Raw genomic sequence first — 15812 nt, 5'->3', positions numbered from 1 at the left:
AAATCATCAAAACAGAGTTTGTCAGCCAAATGAAATTTGATAGCCAGGAGCATCTTGCGCTTGAATTCAGTGACTATGTCAACTGGTTTAACAAGCTGCGTATTCATGGAACACTAGGCTATGTAAGCCCGATTGAATACAAACAATCGTCCCTTAAAAAAGCTGTCTGATTTAGTGTTGACAATCCACACTTTCGCTTATGTACACCTGTGCTTAGTAACTTTTAATTGTCTTGCTAATGGAATTTTAAGCATATTTAAGAGCAATTTTAAACTTTTCATATAATATAGCTATCGAATAGTTTCACACACCCAAAAGGCTCTTATATTCACAAATCTATGTGAATATAAGAGCCTTTTTAATTAGGGTTATTGCCATTAGGCTATTAATATTTTAATAATAACTATTAGCATCAAGTTTTTAGCCCTACCCAACAGCATAGATCATCAGCCATTATTTTTTTTGGAAATATGTTCACTGATCCAATCGCTAATAAGCTGAATGGGCGGTTTTTCATTTACCACATATACAGTATAGTCCTCCGCTTCTTTTTCAGGAATCTGCAGCCTATAGCCATTTATCCAAAGGAACTGGTGCAAACAGGCAAAGGCTGTCCGCTTATTCGCATTTTGAAATGCATGGTTTTGTGCCAGACTCGCATACAGCGCAGCCGCTTTTTCCGTCAAGCTCGGATAGGCATCTTCTCCAAAAGCGGAAGACTGAGGGCGCATTAGTGCACTATCCAGCATTTTTTCGTCTTTCACACCAATCATTTCGTCTGGTGAGTATCTTTTAATAACCACTCCATTCAAAAAAATGACCTGTTTGTGCGTAAGGAATTTGATCATCTGCTTTACCTCAATTACCGATCTACCAGATTACGAAGCGTGTTATCGTACTGGCTAAACATCTCTTTCATTCCCTCAAGGAAATCTTCATCAATATCCTCGAACCCCTCTACATTGACAGCTGGGCGCTTTTTAAAAATCACTTCTCCATTTTGACCAATACGGAATACAACAGACTCCCCTTGTTTTACTTTTAAATGCTCCAGCACTTCCTGAGGAAATGTGACACCTAGGCTGTTTCCAATCTTAGTTATTTTTCTTTCCACTTCTTTCACCGCCATTTTTATTCTTCCCTTCTTAGTAGTATATGCAGAAAAAACGGATCAATGAGTTATATATTTTTACTGTTATAACAATTATACAGTTTTTCCGATACTCTGCAAGTTCGAGAATTCTTTGCATCCAGCCCCATCATTTTGCACTGGCTGCTCGTTAATTTCTCAGCCGGGTGCCGTTCGTAGGTGCTGCCGCTCTTTTTACGGTACCTGTCGATGACTTCATTTTCCGACACGCCCTCGAGAAGAGCCATGAACCGGAAAACACCGCCGGATTCACCGCAAAACCAGCATCGAAAGACTTGCTCCTGTGTATTTAAGGACAGATAATACTTTTTCCGCTTTCTGGGCTGGTCGTCTTATAGCGATAGGTAAGACTTTGAAGTTATCGCTGCCTTTCCCCCGCTCCACACCGTGCGAGCGACTTTCATCACACACGGCATTCCATCTTTCAATAGCTTTTAACTGATAGGTTCTAAGTTACACATTTTACGATATTCATTAACTTTCTTGATTGCGTCGTTATTTAGTCTGAGCATATCAAGATATTTGTTAATAGTTTGGGCGTCTGTTGCGTGTATCAGTATATGGGCCATCTTGTTAAGGATGCGCAGATTACTGAATTCATCTGTTCCTCCCCTATTTGTAGGTACGTAGTGATGACAATGTACAAATTCAGCAGGCAAAAATTCGCCTGTGATTTTTAATAGTCAATATAATACCTATTTACTTGGCAGCGCGCTCTCCCTGCTTCGCCTTTTTCAATTCCTGCAACGAATAAAAAGTGCCACGCCAATAAATACCACCCATTTTAATAGCAGCATAAGCGGACAAGTGGAGAGTGTAAATATAGCATATGATTGTAAGTGGGAAACTCGCCAGCTCTACGATAAAACTCCAGGAAGGAAATGATACTTTTTGGATACCAATTGTGTAAAGCGTAAATAAGAAAAGTAAGGACAGTAGACAAATGAAAAAGTTCCACCCTTCAAACAGAAAAACACCGATAAATGGATAAATGCCTAGCAGAATGAGAACTAAGGTAAAAATAATCGCATTGCTAAGCTTATATCCTGCTGCCCCAAACAAGTTCTTTTTAAATCCATTAATGGCTCCTTTTAACGTTGGGTACCACTCTACTTCAATCAGTTCTTTCCCAATGACAAAGTGCTGGTTGCAGTTTAAGGCACTCGCCTTTCTTCCAAGTTCCACATCATCAAGTGGTTCAAGCGGAAAGGCCTGGTGCGTGCCAAGGTCTTGATAGGTACTTCTTTTAATAAGGTTGAAAGCACCTACGCCCATGCCTTGTTGTTTGTCACCTTGTTCAAATACCTTCCACGGCTGCACAATAAAGCAGAAAATACCTAAAAACAAATGAATAAACGCTTTTAAAGAAAACGATGAACAGCGGAAATGAGGAGACATGGACAAATGTTCCGCATGGTTAGCTGTCACATATTCCATGACATTTGACAGGCTCTTAGAATGAAAGGTAATGTCTGCATCTGTGAAAAGCAGGTAGTCCCCTTTCGACTGTATATACCCTTGATGCAATGCATGATTTTTTCCAAGCCAGCCATCAGGAAGGCAATGAATATGAATAGGAACACACCGAATATCTTTGTGTTCTTCCTTTTTATTGGCCAGCTTGTCCACAATTTTCCCCGTGTTGTCCTCGGAGCGATCGTTTACGACAATCACTTCCATATTGCTGTATATTTGATTGAACAAAGATTTAATCGTTTTTTCAATATGCTTCTCTTCTTCTTTGGCGGCAATAATGACAGTAACGAGCGGTCCTTGTTTTATACCTGCTGCCTTGCGTGTAATTATAGGAATTTTCTCTAATCCCGTTGCCGTTTGAATGAGCAGCACCGTAATGCTGAAAAGACAAATGATTGATAATACAGAAACAGTAAGAATAATGTTTCCCCCTCTCTTTTTATCCTTTTTATCATCTTCGGCGAGAACACCCCCACTTAGCCAGAAGCTTGAAGTGGGGGTGTTCTCGCCGAAGATGATAAAACCTAAATAAACTCTAAAATAACGGGCCCTAACAGAATGATAAATAAAGTAGGAAAGATAAAGAGAACTAGAGGGAACATCATTTTTATTGGTGCTTTCATTGCGGCTTCTTCCGCTCTCTGCTTCCTTTGTTCCCGTATATCTTCCGTTTGAACTCTAAGAACCGAGACTAATCCAATTCCCAATTTTTCGGCCTGAATAATACTGCTTATGACGGTTTTTAACTCCTCGACTGGCAAACGCTCTCGAATTCCGATAAGGGCCTCTTTTCTTGTATTTCCCAGCCTGATTTCTTCGAGCGCAAGCTTAAACTCGTCGGACACAACTCCTTTCCTTTTCGAAACAACCTTGCTTAAAGCAGCATCAAACCCTAGGCCCGCTTCAAGACTGGTCGTAATCAAGTCAAGTGTATCTGGAAGTTCCTTCAGAGCCCATTTGCTTCTTTTCCCGATTTTCAGTTTTAAGTAATATTTAGGAAGCATGATTGCCCCCAAAAACGAAACCAAACAGATGATCATTTTTATAGTAAAAGGGACATGCAATAAAAAAGCGTACCCTCCTGCTATTATAGGGAAAATAACCATAAGGGAAACTTGAAAGATTTTAAATTCCACAGCGCTAGCCCCAAAAGGGTGGCCTGCCTGGGCAAGCTTTAAGTCCAACTGGGAAGCCTTTTCTTTGTTTAGCCTTTTTTGCAACCTGGTTTTAAAGCTTTTCCAGAAAGGCTTAATTATCCGGTCAGAAAAAGAAAGCTCTTCCTCCAACTCCATTTCTACGCCTGAAGAGGCATCATGAAGAAAATAATAATCTATTCTCTTTTGTATATTTGTCTTCTTTTCAAATTTAAACGCAAGGGCGAGGATCGAATAGAAAAACAGGCTCGCACAGATAAAAAAGCTTATATACAAAAGCATTTTTACACCTCAATTGTAGTGATTTTCCGAATGAACATAAACCCTATCACTTCACTAATTACCGCGGCAATTAACAAGCTTCGGCCAATGGGGTGAGTAAAAAGAGGGCCGATATATTCAGGATTTAGGAAATAAATAATGCCTCCTAATCCGATAGGAAGAAAGCCGATAATCAGACCGGACAATCTTCCTTGAGCTGTAAGTGTTTTAACCTGATTTTCAAGCTTGTTTCTCGCTCTGGTGGTATCGACAATTTTTTCGAGCAAAAAAGCGAGATTCCCCCCAACCTGTTTCTGAATTAATATTGCCTCTACTAATAAATCCAAATCCTCACTTGGCATCCGCTTTTTCCATTCAATTAAGGCTTCTTCCATGCTCGTCCCATATTGAAGCAGCTTTAAAACAAACTCAATTTCTTCCTTCACCGGAGAATCAGACTCCTGAGCGACCATTTGCAGGGACTGGAGAAAACTGAAGCCGGCTTTCAATGAACCTATAATTGACGTCAACATTCCCGGCATACCGGCATTAAATAATTCTATCCGCTTTTTTTGCTTCTGTTTCAGCCACAATAAAGGCATATAATAACCGAGAGGGCCTCCTGCTAGGAACATGACCATTTGATGGGACGGCAGAAAAAACAGGCCACCCACAATAAGAACAGCAAACCATTGAAAGACAACAAACTCCTCCGCTTTTAATGGAATTCCTGCGAGACTTATTTTTTGTTCAAGTCTCTCACGCCGCCTGCTGTCTTTCTTCCTAACCAGCAAAGATTTTAACATTTCATTTCCTTTTTTAAGAAACTCTTTTAAAGTAACTGGCTCCCCCTTCTTCGCCTCTTGTTTTTGAGGATGAGTAAAAGAGAAGGCCGCCAAAAGGGTCAGGAAACAGGTTATAAAAAAAGATAGTATTAATATTTCCACCATCGGTTTATTCCCCCTTTTCTAAAAAGATGGAGGCAGGAAGGTGTATACCTTCACGTTCCATTCGTTCGTAAAATTTCGGCCGAACCCCGGTAGGCACTAGTTTTCCGATAATTTTCCCGTCTGGCCCGACTCCGGATTGCTGAAAAACGAATATATCCTGGAGGACAATGACATCCCCTTCAAGACCTTGAACCTCCGTAATATTGGTTATCCTCCTTGAACCATCCTTCAACCTGGACTGCTGAATAATGAGGTCAAGAGCTCCAGCAATTTGATTACGAATGGCTTTAATCGGCAGTTCCATGCCAGCCATCAAAACCATCGTTTCAAGACGGGCCAGCATGTCCCTAGGACTATTCGCGTGTCCAGTTGCCAGGGAACCGTCATGTCCTGTATTCATGGCCTGCAGCATATCAAGCGCCTCCCCGCTCCGTACCTCCCCAATTACAATTCGGTCCGGGCGCATACGCAGGGAATTCCGAACAAGCTCCCGAATCGTTATAGCTCCTTTTCCCTCAATGTTTGGGGGACGAGTTTCGAGTGATACTACATGAGCCTGCCCAAGCTGCAGCTCTGCCGCGTCCTCAATCGTAACAATCCGGTCTTCATTCGAAATAAAAGAAGACAATACATTTAAAGTAGTCGTTTTTCCCGAACCGGTACCTCCACTGACAAATATGTTCAGTTTTGCTTTTACACATGCTTCTAAAAAGTCAGCCATTTCCTGGGTTAAGGTTCCAAAGCGGATTAAATCCTTAACTGTAAAAGGATCTTTCGAAAACTTACGAATTGTAATAGTGGGACCGCCCAGCGCAAGCGGTGGAATAATGGCATTTACCCTTGAACCGTCACTTAATCGTGCATCAACCATAGGGCTGCTTTCATCAATTCTCCGGCCAAGTGGCGCCACAATTTTTTCCAATACAGCCATCACATGTTCATTATCACGAAAGGTTATATCTGTCAGCTCCAACCGGCCGCCGCGCTCGGCATAAACTTGATGTGGGCCATTTACCATGACTTCTGATACCTCATCATCTAAAAGTAGAGGATTGATCGGCCCATAACCTGTCAGATCATTGGTCAGCTCTTTCTTTAGCCTCTCTAAATAATCCACCCTGCCTATGTTTTGGTTCTCCTGAAGTATTTCAGAAATAATGGATTCCAAATCAGATACGATCACTTCGATATCTTCATTTTTTCGTTCTTTTAAAATATGCTTAAACGTCAGATTTTTTAGCAGCTGGTACTCATCATTTGTTTTTTTCTTTTCAATGTTATTTTTTTTCGGTTTTGCTGCAGATTTTATATCTTCGGGAGCCAGCGGTTCTACTTTTTGAGCTTTTTCTGCTTCTGGTAACGGTATTTCTTCTTGTTCATTTCCTGTTTTTAAATCACTTTTACTCTTCGATTGAAGTCTTTCCAATAAACCCATTCATTTTCCCCCTTGATCCTAATATTTTAAGAATGCTTTTCGCTAACAATCTTTTAAGTTTTGGATCATGTCTTTTTGGAAAAAATTGAGAAGCTAGTTTATTCATTTCTTTTGAAAATGTAAGCTTCGGATGGCTTGTAACAAGAGGGATGCCTATATCCAATGAATAGGTAACCTGTTTCGTATCAGAAGGCAAATAAAACACTTGTTCCACCTTCGTTAATTTTGGGATATCCCCATTCTTGACTATAGAGGAAGAGGTTGATTGATTAACGATTAAGATAATTTTGTCTTTTAAACCTAAAGCATCCAAGGTTTCTACCATTAATTTAGTGTTCTTCAAGGAAGTCGTTCCCGCAGTTGTCGCTAACAAAATATGATCTGCCTTTTCCATGATCATAAGGTTGTGGTCATTTAACCCTGGCTGAGTTTCAATCAATAACAGCTCTGTTTCAGTAAGCAGCGCATCAATTCCTAAATCAAGACTTTCCGGAGTAATTAAATCTGCATACTCTGGACGTTTTGGTGCCGCAAGCAGCTGAATTCCTGATGCATGCAGGAGACAATAGTCTAGGACATTTTGGAGATCATTCCGTTCAACTGCGTCTTTGATCGTAAAAACAGGTTCGAGATTCAAGGCAAGAGCAAGATCTCCAAACTGCAGGTCTGCATCAAAGATACTTACTCTTATTTTTCTTTTTGCTAACAGAGCTGCCAGATTAACCGTAATGACTGTTCTTCCAACTCCCCCTACAGCACTGCATATGGCTAACATTTTCCCCTGCTTTTTTCCGCTGGGTATCTCCATCTTTTATTCCCCCTTCTGTTTCACAATCCGGCTGCTGATCCAGCCTTGGTTTCCATCAGGAGTTTCTACACGGAACCAGAGCCTGCCCTCTTCATCTCTTCGCTGGTCTCCGTCTCCAAAGAAAATGAGTTCAGTATCCTCTTTTATCACTGTAATCACATGAGCATTAGGGTGAGGTTTTTCGCGAATGATGGAGCGTTTTGGTACAGGTAGGAATTGTGCTCTACCTGGTGCCTTTTCGAAAGTTTCCTCCATTGAGTCTTTACTCTGTTTAACTTTCTTTGTCGAAAGCCTGCTATGAAGTACGAGCTGCAGGTTTCCTCTTGCACTCGCATTAATCAACTTTATGGAATCATACTGATTCAGTTCAAGGGTAACAGCTGAATATTCAGGTTCTGCTCCTTCCTTAGCCTCTTCCGAAACTTCTCCTTTTTCAACCATTCGTTTTCCCACAGCCAGTACTTTTACCTTTTCTAGAATAAGCTCTGTGTTTACAAACTCAGGCGCGGATTTTGGTACTTGTTCAATCAGCACTACATCGACGAAGTCTTCTGGCTCAATCAGGTTGGAAACCGCTTTTACATAATCCGTGCTAATCGAGACAGCCCGGTATCCTTCCTTAATTTTCCTTGAAACTACTTTAGTCTCTTCCTCGGTTTTCTGGATGCGATGCTGCATGATTATCTCGCCCTGCTTTAAATTGGCAGATGTATGTTTTCCCAAAATGGCCTGAGGATCCTGTACGGTCTCGGGATGCAGCTGATCTTCTGGAATCTCAATTGTTGTAATATTTTCTTCAGTGATTTTCTCGTTCTTTTTAATATCTTGAACGGCTTGTACCGCTTTGACCATTGGAACTGGCGGCCCCGCCGTTCCTTCCATTTCCTTTTTTAAAAACACATAAAAAAGCATGGTCGTTATTAATCCGGAGACAATGGCCAAAAATACTAATCTCCTTGTTTTCATTTGATATTCACCTACTCCGTCAGCTTTATAGCATAAGCTCCGCGATCCAGTGGCGCAGCCGTCTCTGCAGTACCGGCCCCTGCCCTTTTAATAAAGATCCCCTTTATTGAATCATCCGTACTGCCCATTTGATCTGTTAGATAAAAATAGGCAAAGCCGGTTATTTTGACACTTTTCCGTTGTGTTCCAGTGGATATGTCTTTAAAAACCACAACAAGCATCAACCTTGAACAATCCCTTTGATCATATTCCCCGGGCGGCTGCTGGCATCCATTAGCTCTGTAGTTAACAGCTTCTCTTGTTGCTCCAGCAATATTACCTGTCTGTGTATTGAGAATATCACCCACTTTTAAGGGTTGATCAAAACCATACAGTAAATTTTCTCTATAAAGCTTGGCCCCCGGGCCTTCAAGGGCAAGAACTCCAAAATTCCCTGATGTGGAATCACCGGAATCTACTTTTAATTGATAAGTTTGCCCATATTGAAGATTAACCGACTCTTCAATTCCTAAAGGGACTACCCCTTTCGCTTCCCCCAATGGCTTTAAGGCCGCTTTAGCTTCGACTTTTATAGGAACATTTTCTACGCCAAATAAAGATGAAAAAAAGACAGGAACATTTTTCTCCAGTACGACATGCAATTCGCTGCTGTTCTTTATACTGGATTGTACCAGGCTGGTTGTTTCATTATGCGAGACCAAAATCCTGTTAATAACCTCCTGGACAGCTGCTTCATCGTTTGGAATTTCCTGTGCCCCCGATAATGCGGCGGCATTGGCTGCTTTCTGCAAATGGCTTTTCGTAACAAATAAATGCCCGCCGTCAATAACTAACCCTAACATGGAAATCATCACTGCTAAACCAAATGCAAGAAGAACAATGACATTGCCTTCCTCTTTTTTTAAAAAGTTCTTCATCTACATTACTCCACTCTGATGGTTGAACTAGTTTTAATAGTATATGGAATCGCCAAATCACCTAGCGGCTCGAGAAGATTTTCCGGGTAAGTTAATTCTACAGTCACATATGTTCCGGATTTTCTTATTCCACTTGGAGTAATATTCACTGCCAGCCGTGAAGGATCTTCTAGGCTAACCCGGTCTTGGGCATATGCACGAATTTCCTCGTCACTTCTGCCCAATCCGCCAAGTCTTACGGATTCCTGGGCTATAAGCTCTAGATTAAGATGGATGAACATCACTCTTCCAAAATCAATAATCCCAACTAGTAAAAGAAGAACTATTGGCAATGCAAGTGCCAACTCGACGATAGACTGGCCGTCTTCCTTCCTTACCATATACCTGGCATCCTCTCTGCTAGCATGGAAAGGACCGTTCCCCCTGCAATCGCAATACCATATGGAAACTTTACCTTAAGTGCATCGCTTGTATGAAACGAGTAATAAACTGTCCCGTTTTTTAAGCCAGATAAAAACTGGACAACGGACTTAAGAGCTCCACTTCGGATAAGGATGATAAATAAACTAATAACTCCGCCAATTAGTGCCATATAGATGAAGGATTCAAATACGAAGGTTCCTCCTTTTAATGCTCCGACTAAAGCAAGAAGCTTAACATCTCCTGCTCCCATTCCCCTCATCATATAAGGGATCAGTAATAAGACAAATCCAATCAAAAATCCAATAAAGGAATAGCTGATGCCCTCCCAGCCATCGATGGCAAAATGAAAGAGAAACGCTGCTATTAACGCCGGATAAATAACTTTGTTATAAATTTTTCTGCTTCTTATATCGGTAATGACACAGATTAATAGGATCACTAGTAGAAAAAGGTCGATCATACCGGCCGTCCTTTCATTCGATTTTTGCTAGGTCTTATAAAAGGACCCTATTTTTAATAGGGTCCTAGCTTTAAACAGAAAAACACTTTACTGAGCAAGATAATTTATAGTTTATTATCCATTTTTACCCGATATTGTATCTGGCATTCCTCCAGGTACCCTATTGTGTTCCTCCTGGTAACTTATCTGTAATATCTTTAAAGGTAGCTCCAATATCGTCACCTAACAAACCTAGCGCAGCAACAGCAGCAATCGCAATCAATCCAAGAATCAAACCATACTCCGTCATCCCTTGTCCTTCTTCTTCGATGATTAAACCTTTCATTAGTTCTAACACGTAATTCCCTCCTTTTATATAAATAAAGTTAATATTGTTTTTTTGATTACTTTCTTGTTTCTATAAAAGCAACAGTTTGTCCAACTGTCGTTGAGGTGTCTTTTATTCTCCCTGCCGGAAGCTCGATCACTGATTCGGCTTTTGAAAACCTTTTTCCTATTTTCCTTGGTACCAGGCTTTCTTCGATTCCCACAATCTCTTTTTTGTTATTAAGGTATAATACGTCAATCTCATACCTCATAAAGAAAGTATGGATGGAAGGACAAGGTGATATATGAAGAGCCAGGTTATCAGGCATGCTTTTTGTCAACATCAAGCCTTTAAATCTTGACCAAAAACGATAAGCAACTTTCACCTCCTTAGCAATGATCTGTTTCGTTTGAAGGTTCAGCAGTTTTATTTCCAAACACCCCCTTGCCTTTGTTGAACAACTTACAAGGCTTACTATGCTAGGTTTCGATAAAATAAAATATCCCCTGGATTACCCTTTCTACCATTCTCCTAACCTAGAAATTAATTCCTATATTTAATTCTTACCCCAGGTTCCTAATCTAAAAACCTTCTCCTAGCAGGAGGTTTTTAGATTAGCTTTTTCATAGGTCAAATAATAAACTTTGAAAATGGATATTATCTTAAAGAATCCGCTGGAGCATGTTAGTATACCGAAGCAATCACAAGAGCTGATCAATGAGAGTGGCGGAATCGATCAGCGGAATTACTGGAAGTAGAATGGATTAAAAAGCTTCTTAGAAGTAACTAAAAATGAATTGTCGTTTCGTGACCATGGACTTTTTCACCTTATAATTTATACTGGGTCACGCAAAGGTGAGTTATTAGCACTTGTATGGGATGATATTGACTTTAAGGAAAATTCTATCCGCTTAGTAAAAACATATTCTCATAACTAGGGTGATTTTCTCCTTCAGACGTCTAAAAGAAGGATTCAAGACGTTTACTTAGTCTAGATAGCCAAAACCCCTGCTCTACTAAACAAATGGCGTGTACGGCAAAATGAAGCGAATTTAGCCAATGGGGATCACCTGGATAATGGTAAATTTGTTTTCACTCGAGATGATTCCCCTCCGGTTGGCTTACCCTAAATGAAAAGCTCAATTCTTTATTGAAAAGAGCAGACAGCAGCAAAGTTCCAAAGGTACATTGAACTGTAAATTGTGGTCAAAAAATATTACGTGGTCAAACCGTGGTCAAAAGCTCTTTTTAAGCATAAAAAAGACCCCCAACCAAAATGGTTGAGAGCCTTTGAAACGTTGATAATTAACGTTTTGAGAACTGAGGTGCGCGACGAGCGCCTTTAAGACCGTATTTTTTACGTTCTTTTATTCCAGCACTTTCAGCATGGTTCATATATATAATTTTTTTCTTTGTGGTTTATCTTCTCGGCACAGCGGGTAAAGGATTAATCGTGGTAACCAATACCATCTCCTAGTTTCTCTACATATGCGACACTGTTTGCTGCGGAACTCTCTCCGCGGCCTTTTTTATGCGTCGCGGCGTGATTTCGCAAATTTCCGCTTTGTTGTTTATTGTTCTAAAAAGCGGGTAAGTAACCCAAGACATGGTTTCACTTTAAACCCCCTACCCGATATCTTGTCTTTTGCTGCGGTGCTGTCCCCGCAGCCTTTTTTATTTATTTGGTTTATCTTTGCATCAAAGCGGGTAAACTAAAAATCGTGGTAGTTCCCTACTACCTCCTGCGAGTTTCAACCCTTTGCTACATAATCAGTCTTTGCCGCGGATCTTTCCGCGGTCTTTTTTTGTGTATGTGGTTTACCTTTGCATCGAAGCGGGTAAAAGAGTGACAGTGGTATCCCACCACTATCTAATGTTCGAGTCATTCTTGTACATAGCTACCCCCAACCTTGCTGTGGATCTTTCCGCGGCCTTTTTTTGTTTATATCGCTCGATGTATAAACATGGTTCCACATACCACGCAGTCTCGTTTAAGCTGTGGGCATAGAGTCCTCCGTGGTCTTTTTTGTGCGTTTAACTACACTTCTTCTGCAAGCACATGTGCACAACCTTCAAGTACGAAACGCTCAAACATTTTAGTGAACCTCTCCATCAAAATCTTTGATTTAGGTGGAGAGGTTCACGCCTGGTCTCTGCTTCATAAATATCCATTGATAAACCCGTTAGAAAGGCTAAAACGTTATCTTTCTCGGAAAGTTTTCTCATAGTCTGAAATACAATAGGCTTATGCTGTTTTATCAATGTCATAACTTCAATTGCAGGCAACGCTTCTTTACTAGCATCTGTCCTTAAAAAAGCTCGCAAAAATCTTACAAATACTAAAGCCGACTCAGAGTCATCCGGATAGTTTTCCAGCAATAAAAAAACTTTTTAACATTTACTTTTAATTCGAATGAATAAACTTATTTTCATATCCTCTTAATCAATATATTTTTTCTATTAAAGAAAGACTGATCTCTTCATGGGCTTCTCGATTTGATACAATTGCTTCAATCAATTTGGGATCCAACGTATAAGCTCCTGTCCGATCCGCCCCACCTCTTGCGTCGGGATTCCAGCCAGATCTCGGCCATTGAATTGCAGGTTCCATTTCGCTGATCATACTGTTAATAAGCGTCTTATCTTGGATTTTTTGTTCGGATAATTCCTGTTTGGCTTTAATCGTTGCTTTCATTTCCTTTAGCACTCTTAGAGATTGTTTATATTGGTAAATGAGTGTCCGCATGTTCATTCTCCTTTATATTTTACTTGTATGCTCCATCACGGCCTCGGCGCAATATTTTCATATTTGTATTCATCAAGTACCTTAAATCTTGAGTAGGCAGCTTCTCTTGCTTTTTAACAGGCTGTTGCTGCTTTGGCTTGCGCTTTTTCTGTTTCTTTTTCGCTGGAGCCGGAACCGTATTCACTTCTCACCATTGTCTTAGCTGCTCTTTCATTGTTTTCATCTACTCCTTTTGGACAAATAGAAAAGGGCACCAAACAGCACACGGGTTTTCCGCGTCTGTTCAGTACCCTAGTCATTACTAAAAAACGGGTTGAGTTCATAAAAAAATGTCTATCTATTTCGCATTGCAAACTACCGAGCCAAATCAACTGGTTATCCAATTGCTCCTTAAAAACTATTATGCCTAAAAATACTGAAAAAGGTAATTAGTTTACCAAACAGCTGTATCCTTTGTTCAATATATCTTATTTGTTAGCTATATTGGGTTTTTGGATTATTCTTCATAACACACCTGTTTTTTACATAATATTGTGATTGTTGTTCAAATCAAAACTGGAGGTTACGCGATGAACAAAAATCATTTTTATAAAAAAGCAGCACTCACAGCAGTTGCTGCCGGACTGGCTGTCAGTCCAGCGTCCTCGTACACAAAGGCAGCATCCAATTTCTCGGATGTTTCTTCCCGGTATCAAGAGGCAGTAGATTATTTAGTTCATCAGAAAATTACCAATGGGATCACAAGTACTCAATTTGGCACACAACTTCCGATCAAGCGCGTGGATACTGCTATTATGCTGGCAAAAGCATTAAAATTAGAAACTGATGGTGTGCCGCCATCCGGATTTACGGATGTACCGAAACGAGGCGAGCCTTATGTTGCAGCACTTAAAGCAAAAGGTATTGTAAATGGGAAAAATAAAACGCAATTCGCATCCCAGCAAAATGTCACACGCGGGGAAATGGCTCTTATGCTGGCCAAAGCATACACTATTGGCTCTTCCACCGTGGATAATATCCCCTTTACTGACGTGCCAGAGCGATACTGGGCAGCGGTTAGTGCATTGCTCGAAAGCGGGATCACATCAGGAAAAGATGTAAACACCTTCGGAACGGCAGACCCAATTACACGCGGGGAGTTTGCAATTTTCCTTTATCGAGTTTCTAAATTCCCGGTTAAGGGAGAAGAAGTCAATAAATCAGGCTTACAGGGCTTAATTAATGATTTGGGTAATTACGATGAGAGCTATTACACAGAGGAAAGCTGGCAAAACCTCGAAGATGCCCTTGATGCAGCGAGAGACGTTTTAAATGATACCAATGCTTCGCAGGGAGAAGTTGACCAGGCTGCGAAAAACCTGACAACTGCGATTAATGGCCTGGAGCTCAAACAAATTTCCTTTACAGCAGGTGCGGGAGCGGATGCAAACGATGTTGAGCTTTCGTTCACCGATTCTATTGGTGAAGATGGCGTGATCAGCCCAGTGGACGGAACGATTGCCGACGCGGAAGTAATCCTTAGTGACAGCGGGACAACATTGACGCTTATAACAGACACAGGCGCAAAAACAGGCGAAACAGCGGAGTTCGATGTTAATCTTGGAGGCACAGATGTAGAAGTAGAAATAGCATGGAACGGCTCGAAATGGACCGTTGAAACAGTACCGGCAGATGTCTTCTTGGAAGTAGGAACTGGCGACGGTATCCTTGATGGTGTAATTGATCTCGACATTTTAGACAGCGGCCTGCTAGACGGTTCGATCTCACTGGATGAACTGTTAAATAGTTCTAATCTGCTTCGCCTGAACCTTCTCCCGGGAAGCGGCCTGGATGCAGGAGATGTAATCTCACTTCGTGCAGATGGAACAAACCTGCTGACAGCGACACTCACACAGGAAGATATTAACAAAGGTTTTGTAAACCTTTCCCTGAGCACAGACATTTTAAGAAATCTAACGGGGGGACAGCTGCTCGATATAGAAGCTACTGTGAACCGCGATGGGAATCAGCTAAGTGGAACCATAGGAAGTATTAAGCTTCCTGTACTGCCGCTCTTGGAGCCAGTGGTTGACTTAGCGGATGCAACGGTTTCGGATTTACTTTCCATCTTATCAGGCGATCAGGCTTTGCGTATTGACCTGAAAGGAGAAGGCCTCCAGCAACTAAAAGCAGGCAGCACTCTTTCTTTAACAGTAGACGGAGCAGAGGATGAAACTTTAACAAAGATTATTACCCAGGCGGACATTGACCGTGGTTATATTGAATACACCTTTACGAATGAAGATATTGTAAAGCGTCTGTTGGAGGGACTTACAACAGGCGATACAATCACCGTTACTCCAAAAATTACATCCGGTACACAAACATCTACAGGTAATCCCGTAACAATTACGGTTACAAAAGGTCTACTCACAGGCATTGACAATCTGCTGGATGAACTTTTAGGTGGCGGCCAGCTTGGCAGTGGACTGATTGAGGGGGGGATGGGCGACAACAGTCTGCTTGATCAAATCCTATAATTTATAAAATAGAAAAACATTCTGTAAATGGTATATTCGAAACAGTTTCAGCCTGCCTTTTAGCTTAATAAATGTCTTCTGCGTCAGCCTCTTCTTTAACTTCATATTTAATTAAATGTATAAATTTTTGTTAAAGGATCAATATTGATACAGTTACAGCTCATTGGAGGAGGAAGAAGCGGGTTAACCGTTCTTCTTCTCCTACATTATGGATGGACCGTTAATGACCAGTACGATTTT

Annotated in this window: 18 protein-coding genes and 1 pseudogene; 3 read left to right on the top strand and 16 right to left on the bottom strand. The window is 40.9% G+C overall.

Features of this window, described 5'->3' with window-relative positions; all coding sequences use genetic code 11:
- Window positions 1-2 precede the first annotated feature (2 nt).
- Entirely contained in the window at window positions 3-170 is a 168-nt protein-coding gene (locus tag M3221_RS26890; RefSeq protein WP_396120271.1) for an IS3 family transposase, read from the top strand.
- Between the two features lie 276 nt (window positions 171-446).
- Here the strand turns inward: M3221_RS26890 and M3221_RS18630 are convergent, their stop codons facing one another.
- The 13 genes from M3221_RS18630 to M3221_RS18570 form a co-directional block, all read right to left on the bottom strand.
- Entirely contained in the window at window positions 447-848 is a 402-nt protein-coding gene (locus tag M3221_RS18630; protein ID WP_251273223.1) for a type II toxin-antitoxin system death-on-curing family toxin, read from the bottom strand.
- A 14-nt stretch (window positions 849-862) separates the two neighbouring features.
- The gene (locus M3221_RS18625; protein ID WP_251273222.1) at window positions 863-1129 is read right to left on the bottom strand and encodes an AbrB/MazE/SpoVT family DNA-binding domain-containing protein; all 267 of its coding nucleotides are present in this window, start codon (window positions 1127-1129) and stop codon (window positions 863-865) included.
- Window positions 1130-1849: 720 nt separating this feature from the next.
- Entirely contained in the window at window positions 1850-2998 is a 1149-nt protein-coding gene (locus M3221_RS18620; protein WP_251273221.1) for a glycosyltransferase family 2 protein, read from the bottom strand.
- A 152-nt stretch (window positions 2999-3150) separates the two neighbouring features.
- A complete protein-coding gene (locus M3221_RS18615; protein WP_251273220.1) occupies window positions 3151-4062 on the bottom strand; it encodes a type II secretion system F family protein in 912 nt (303 codons plus the stop codon).
- A 2-nt stretch (window positions 4063-4064) separates the two neighbouring features.
- On the bottom strand, window positions 4065-4847 hold the full coding sequence (locus M3221_RS18610) for a type II secretion system F family protein (protein WP_251273219.1): 783 nt from the start codon (window positions 4845-4847) through the stop codon (window positions 4065-4067).
- Window positions 4848-4995: 148 nt separating this feature from the next.
- Window positions 4996-6426: a CpaF family protein gene (locus tag M3221_RS18605; RefSeq protein WP_251273218.1), complete on the bottom strand. Its 1431-nt coding sequence runs from the start codon at window positions 6424-6426 to the stop codon at window positions 4996-4998.
- On the bottom strand, window positions 6392-7234 hold the full coding sequence (locus tag M3221_RS18600) for a CpaE/TadZ family protein (protein ID WP_251273217.1): 843 nt from the start codon (window positions 7232-7234) through the stop codon (window positions 6392-6394). Before M3221_RS18600 ends, M3221_RS18605 begins: the two co-directional genes overlap by 35 nt.
- Before the next feature lie 3 nt (window positions 7235-7237).
- Window positions 7238-8200 (bottom strand): Flp pilus assembly protein CpaB, encoded by a 963-nt coding sequence (cpaB, locus tag M3221_RS18595; protein ID WP_251273216.1) that lies wholly within the window; start codon window positions 8198-8200, stop codon window positions 7238-7240.
- A gap of 11 nt (window positions 8201-8211) precedes the next feature.
- Complete coding sequence (locus M3221_RS18590) at window positions 8212-9117, bottom strand: pilus assembly protein TadG-related protein (protein WP_251273215.1); 906 nt, start codon at window positions 9115-9117, stop codon at window positions 8212-8214.
- 5 nt (window positions 9118-9122) lie between these two features.
- Window positions 9123-9497, bottom strand: a complete 375-nt coding sequence (locus M3221_RS18585; protein WP_251273214.1) for a TadE/TadG family type IV pilus assembly protein — start codon at window positions 9495-9497, stop codon at window positions 9123-9125.
- Window positions 9491-10000: an A24 family peptidase gene (locus tag M3221_RS18580; protein ID WP_251273213.1), complete on the bottom strand. Its 510-nt coding sequence runs from the start codon at window positions 9998-10000 to the stop codon at window positions 9491-9493. The genes M3221_RS18585 and M3221_RS18580 overlap by 7 nt, the downstream gene beginning before the upstream one ends.
- Window positions 10001-10160: 160 nt before the next feature.
- On the bottom strand, window positions 10161-10337 hold the full coding sequence (locus M3221_RS18575; RefSeq protein WP_251273212.1) for a Flp family type IVb pilin: 177 nt from the start codon (window positions 10335-10337) through the stop codon (window positions 10161-10163).
- A 46-nt stretch (window positions 10338-10383) separates the two neighbouring features.
- Window positions 10384-10743, bottom strand: a complete 360-nt coding sequence (locus M3221_RS18570; RefSeq protein WP_251273211.1) for a DUF192 domain-containing protein — start codon at window positions 10741-10743, stop codon at window positions 10384-10386.
- Window positions 10744-11104: 361 nt separating this feature from the next.
- Between M3221_RS18570 and M3221_RS26885 the strand changes: the two genes are divergently transcribed.
- Window positions 11105-11245: a hypothetical protein gene (locus M3221_RS26885; RefSeq protein ID WP_396120384.1), complete on the top strand. Its 141-nt coding sequence runs from the start codon at window positions 11105-11107 to the stop codon at window positions 11243-11245.
- A 367-nt stretch (window positions 11246-11612) separates the two neighbouring features.
- On the opposite strand, the pseudogene rpsI reads toward M3221_RS26885, so the two are convergent.
- The 3 genes and pseudogenes from rpsI to M3221_RS18555 all read right to left on the bottom strand — a co-directional run.
- Window positions 11613-11684: pseudogene (gene rpsI / locus M3221_RS18565) on the bottom strand (30S ribosomal protein S9); the annotation flags it as partial.
- Between the two features lie 1066 nt (window positions 11685-12750).
- A complete protein-coding gene (locus M3221_RS18560; protein ID WP_251273210.1) occupies window positions 12751-13053 on the bottom strand; it encodes a hypothetical protein in 303 nt (100 codons plus the stop codon).
- Between the two features lie 113 nt (window positions 13054-13166).
- A complete protein-coding gene (locus M3221_RS18555; RefSeq protein ID WP_251273209.1) occupies window positions 13167-13436 on the bottom strand; it encodes a hypothetical protein in 270 nt (89 codons plus the stop codon).
- A gap of 186 nt (window positions 13437-13622) precedes the next feature.
- On the opposite strand from M3221_RS18555, the gene M3221_RS18550 reads away from it, so the two are divergent.
- Window positions 13623-15572 carry an S-layer homology domain-containing protein gene (locus M3221_RS18550; RefSeq protein WP_251273208.1) on the top strand — a complete coding sequence of 650 codons (1950 nt, stop codon included), beginning with the start codon at window positions 13623-13625 and terminating at the stop codon, window positions 15570-15572.
- Window positions 15573-15812 lie beyond the last annotated feature (240 nt).

The organism is Domibacillus indicus (assembly GCF_023715895.1).
GTDB classification, from domain to species: Bacteria; Bacillota; Bacilli; order Bacillales; family Domibacillaceae; genus Domibacillus; species Domibacillus indicus_A.
The sequence above is the reverse complement of the archived record's forward strand: the minus strand, read 5'-3'. Positions and strand labels throughout refer to the sequence as shown.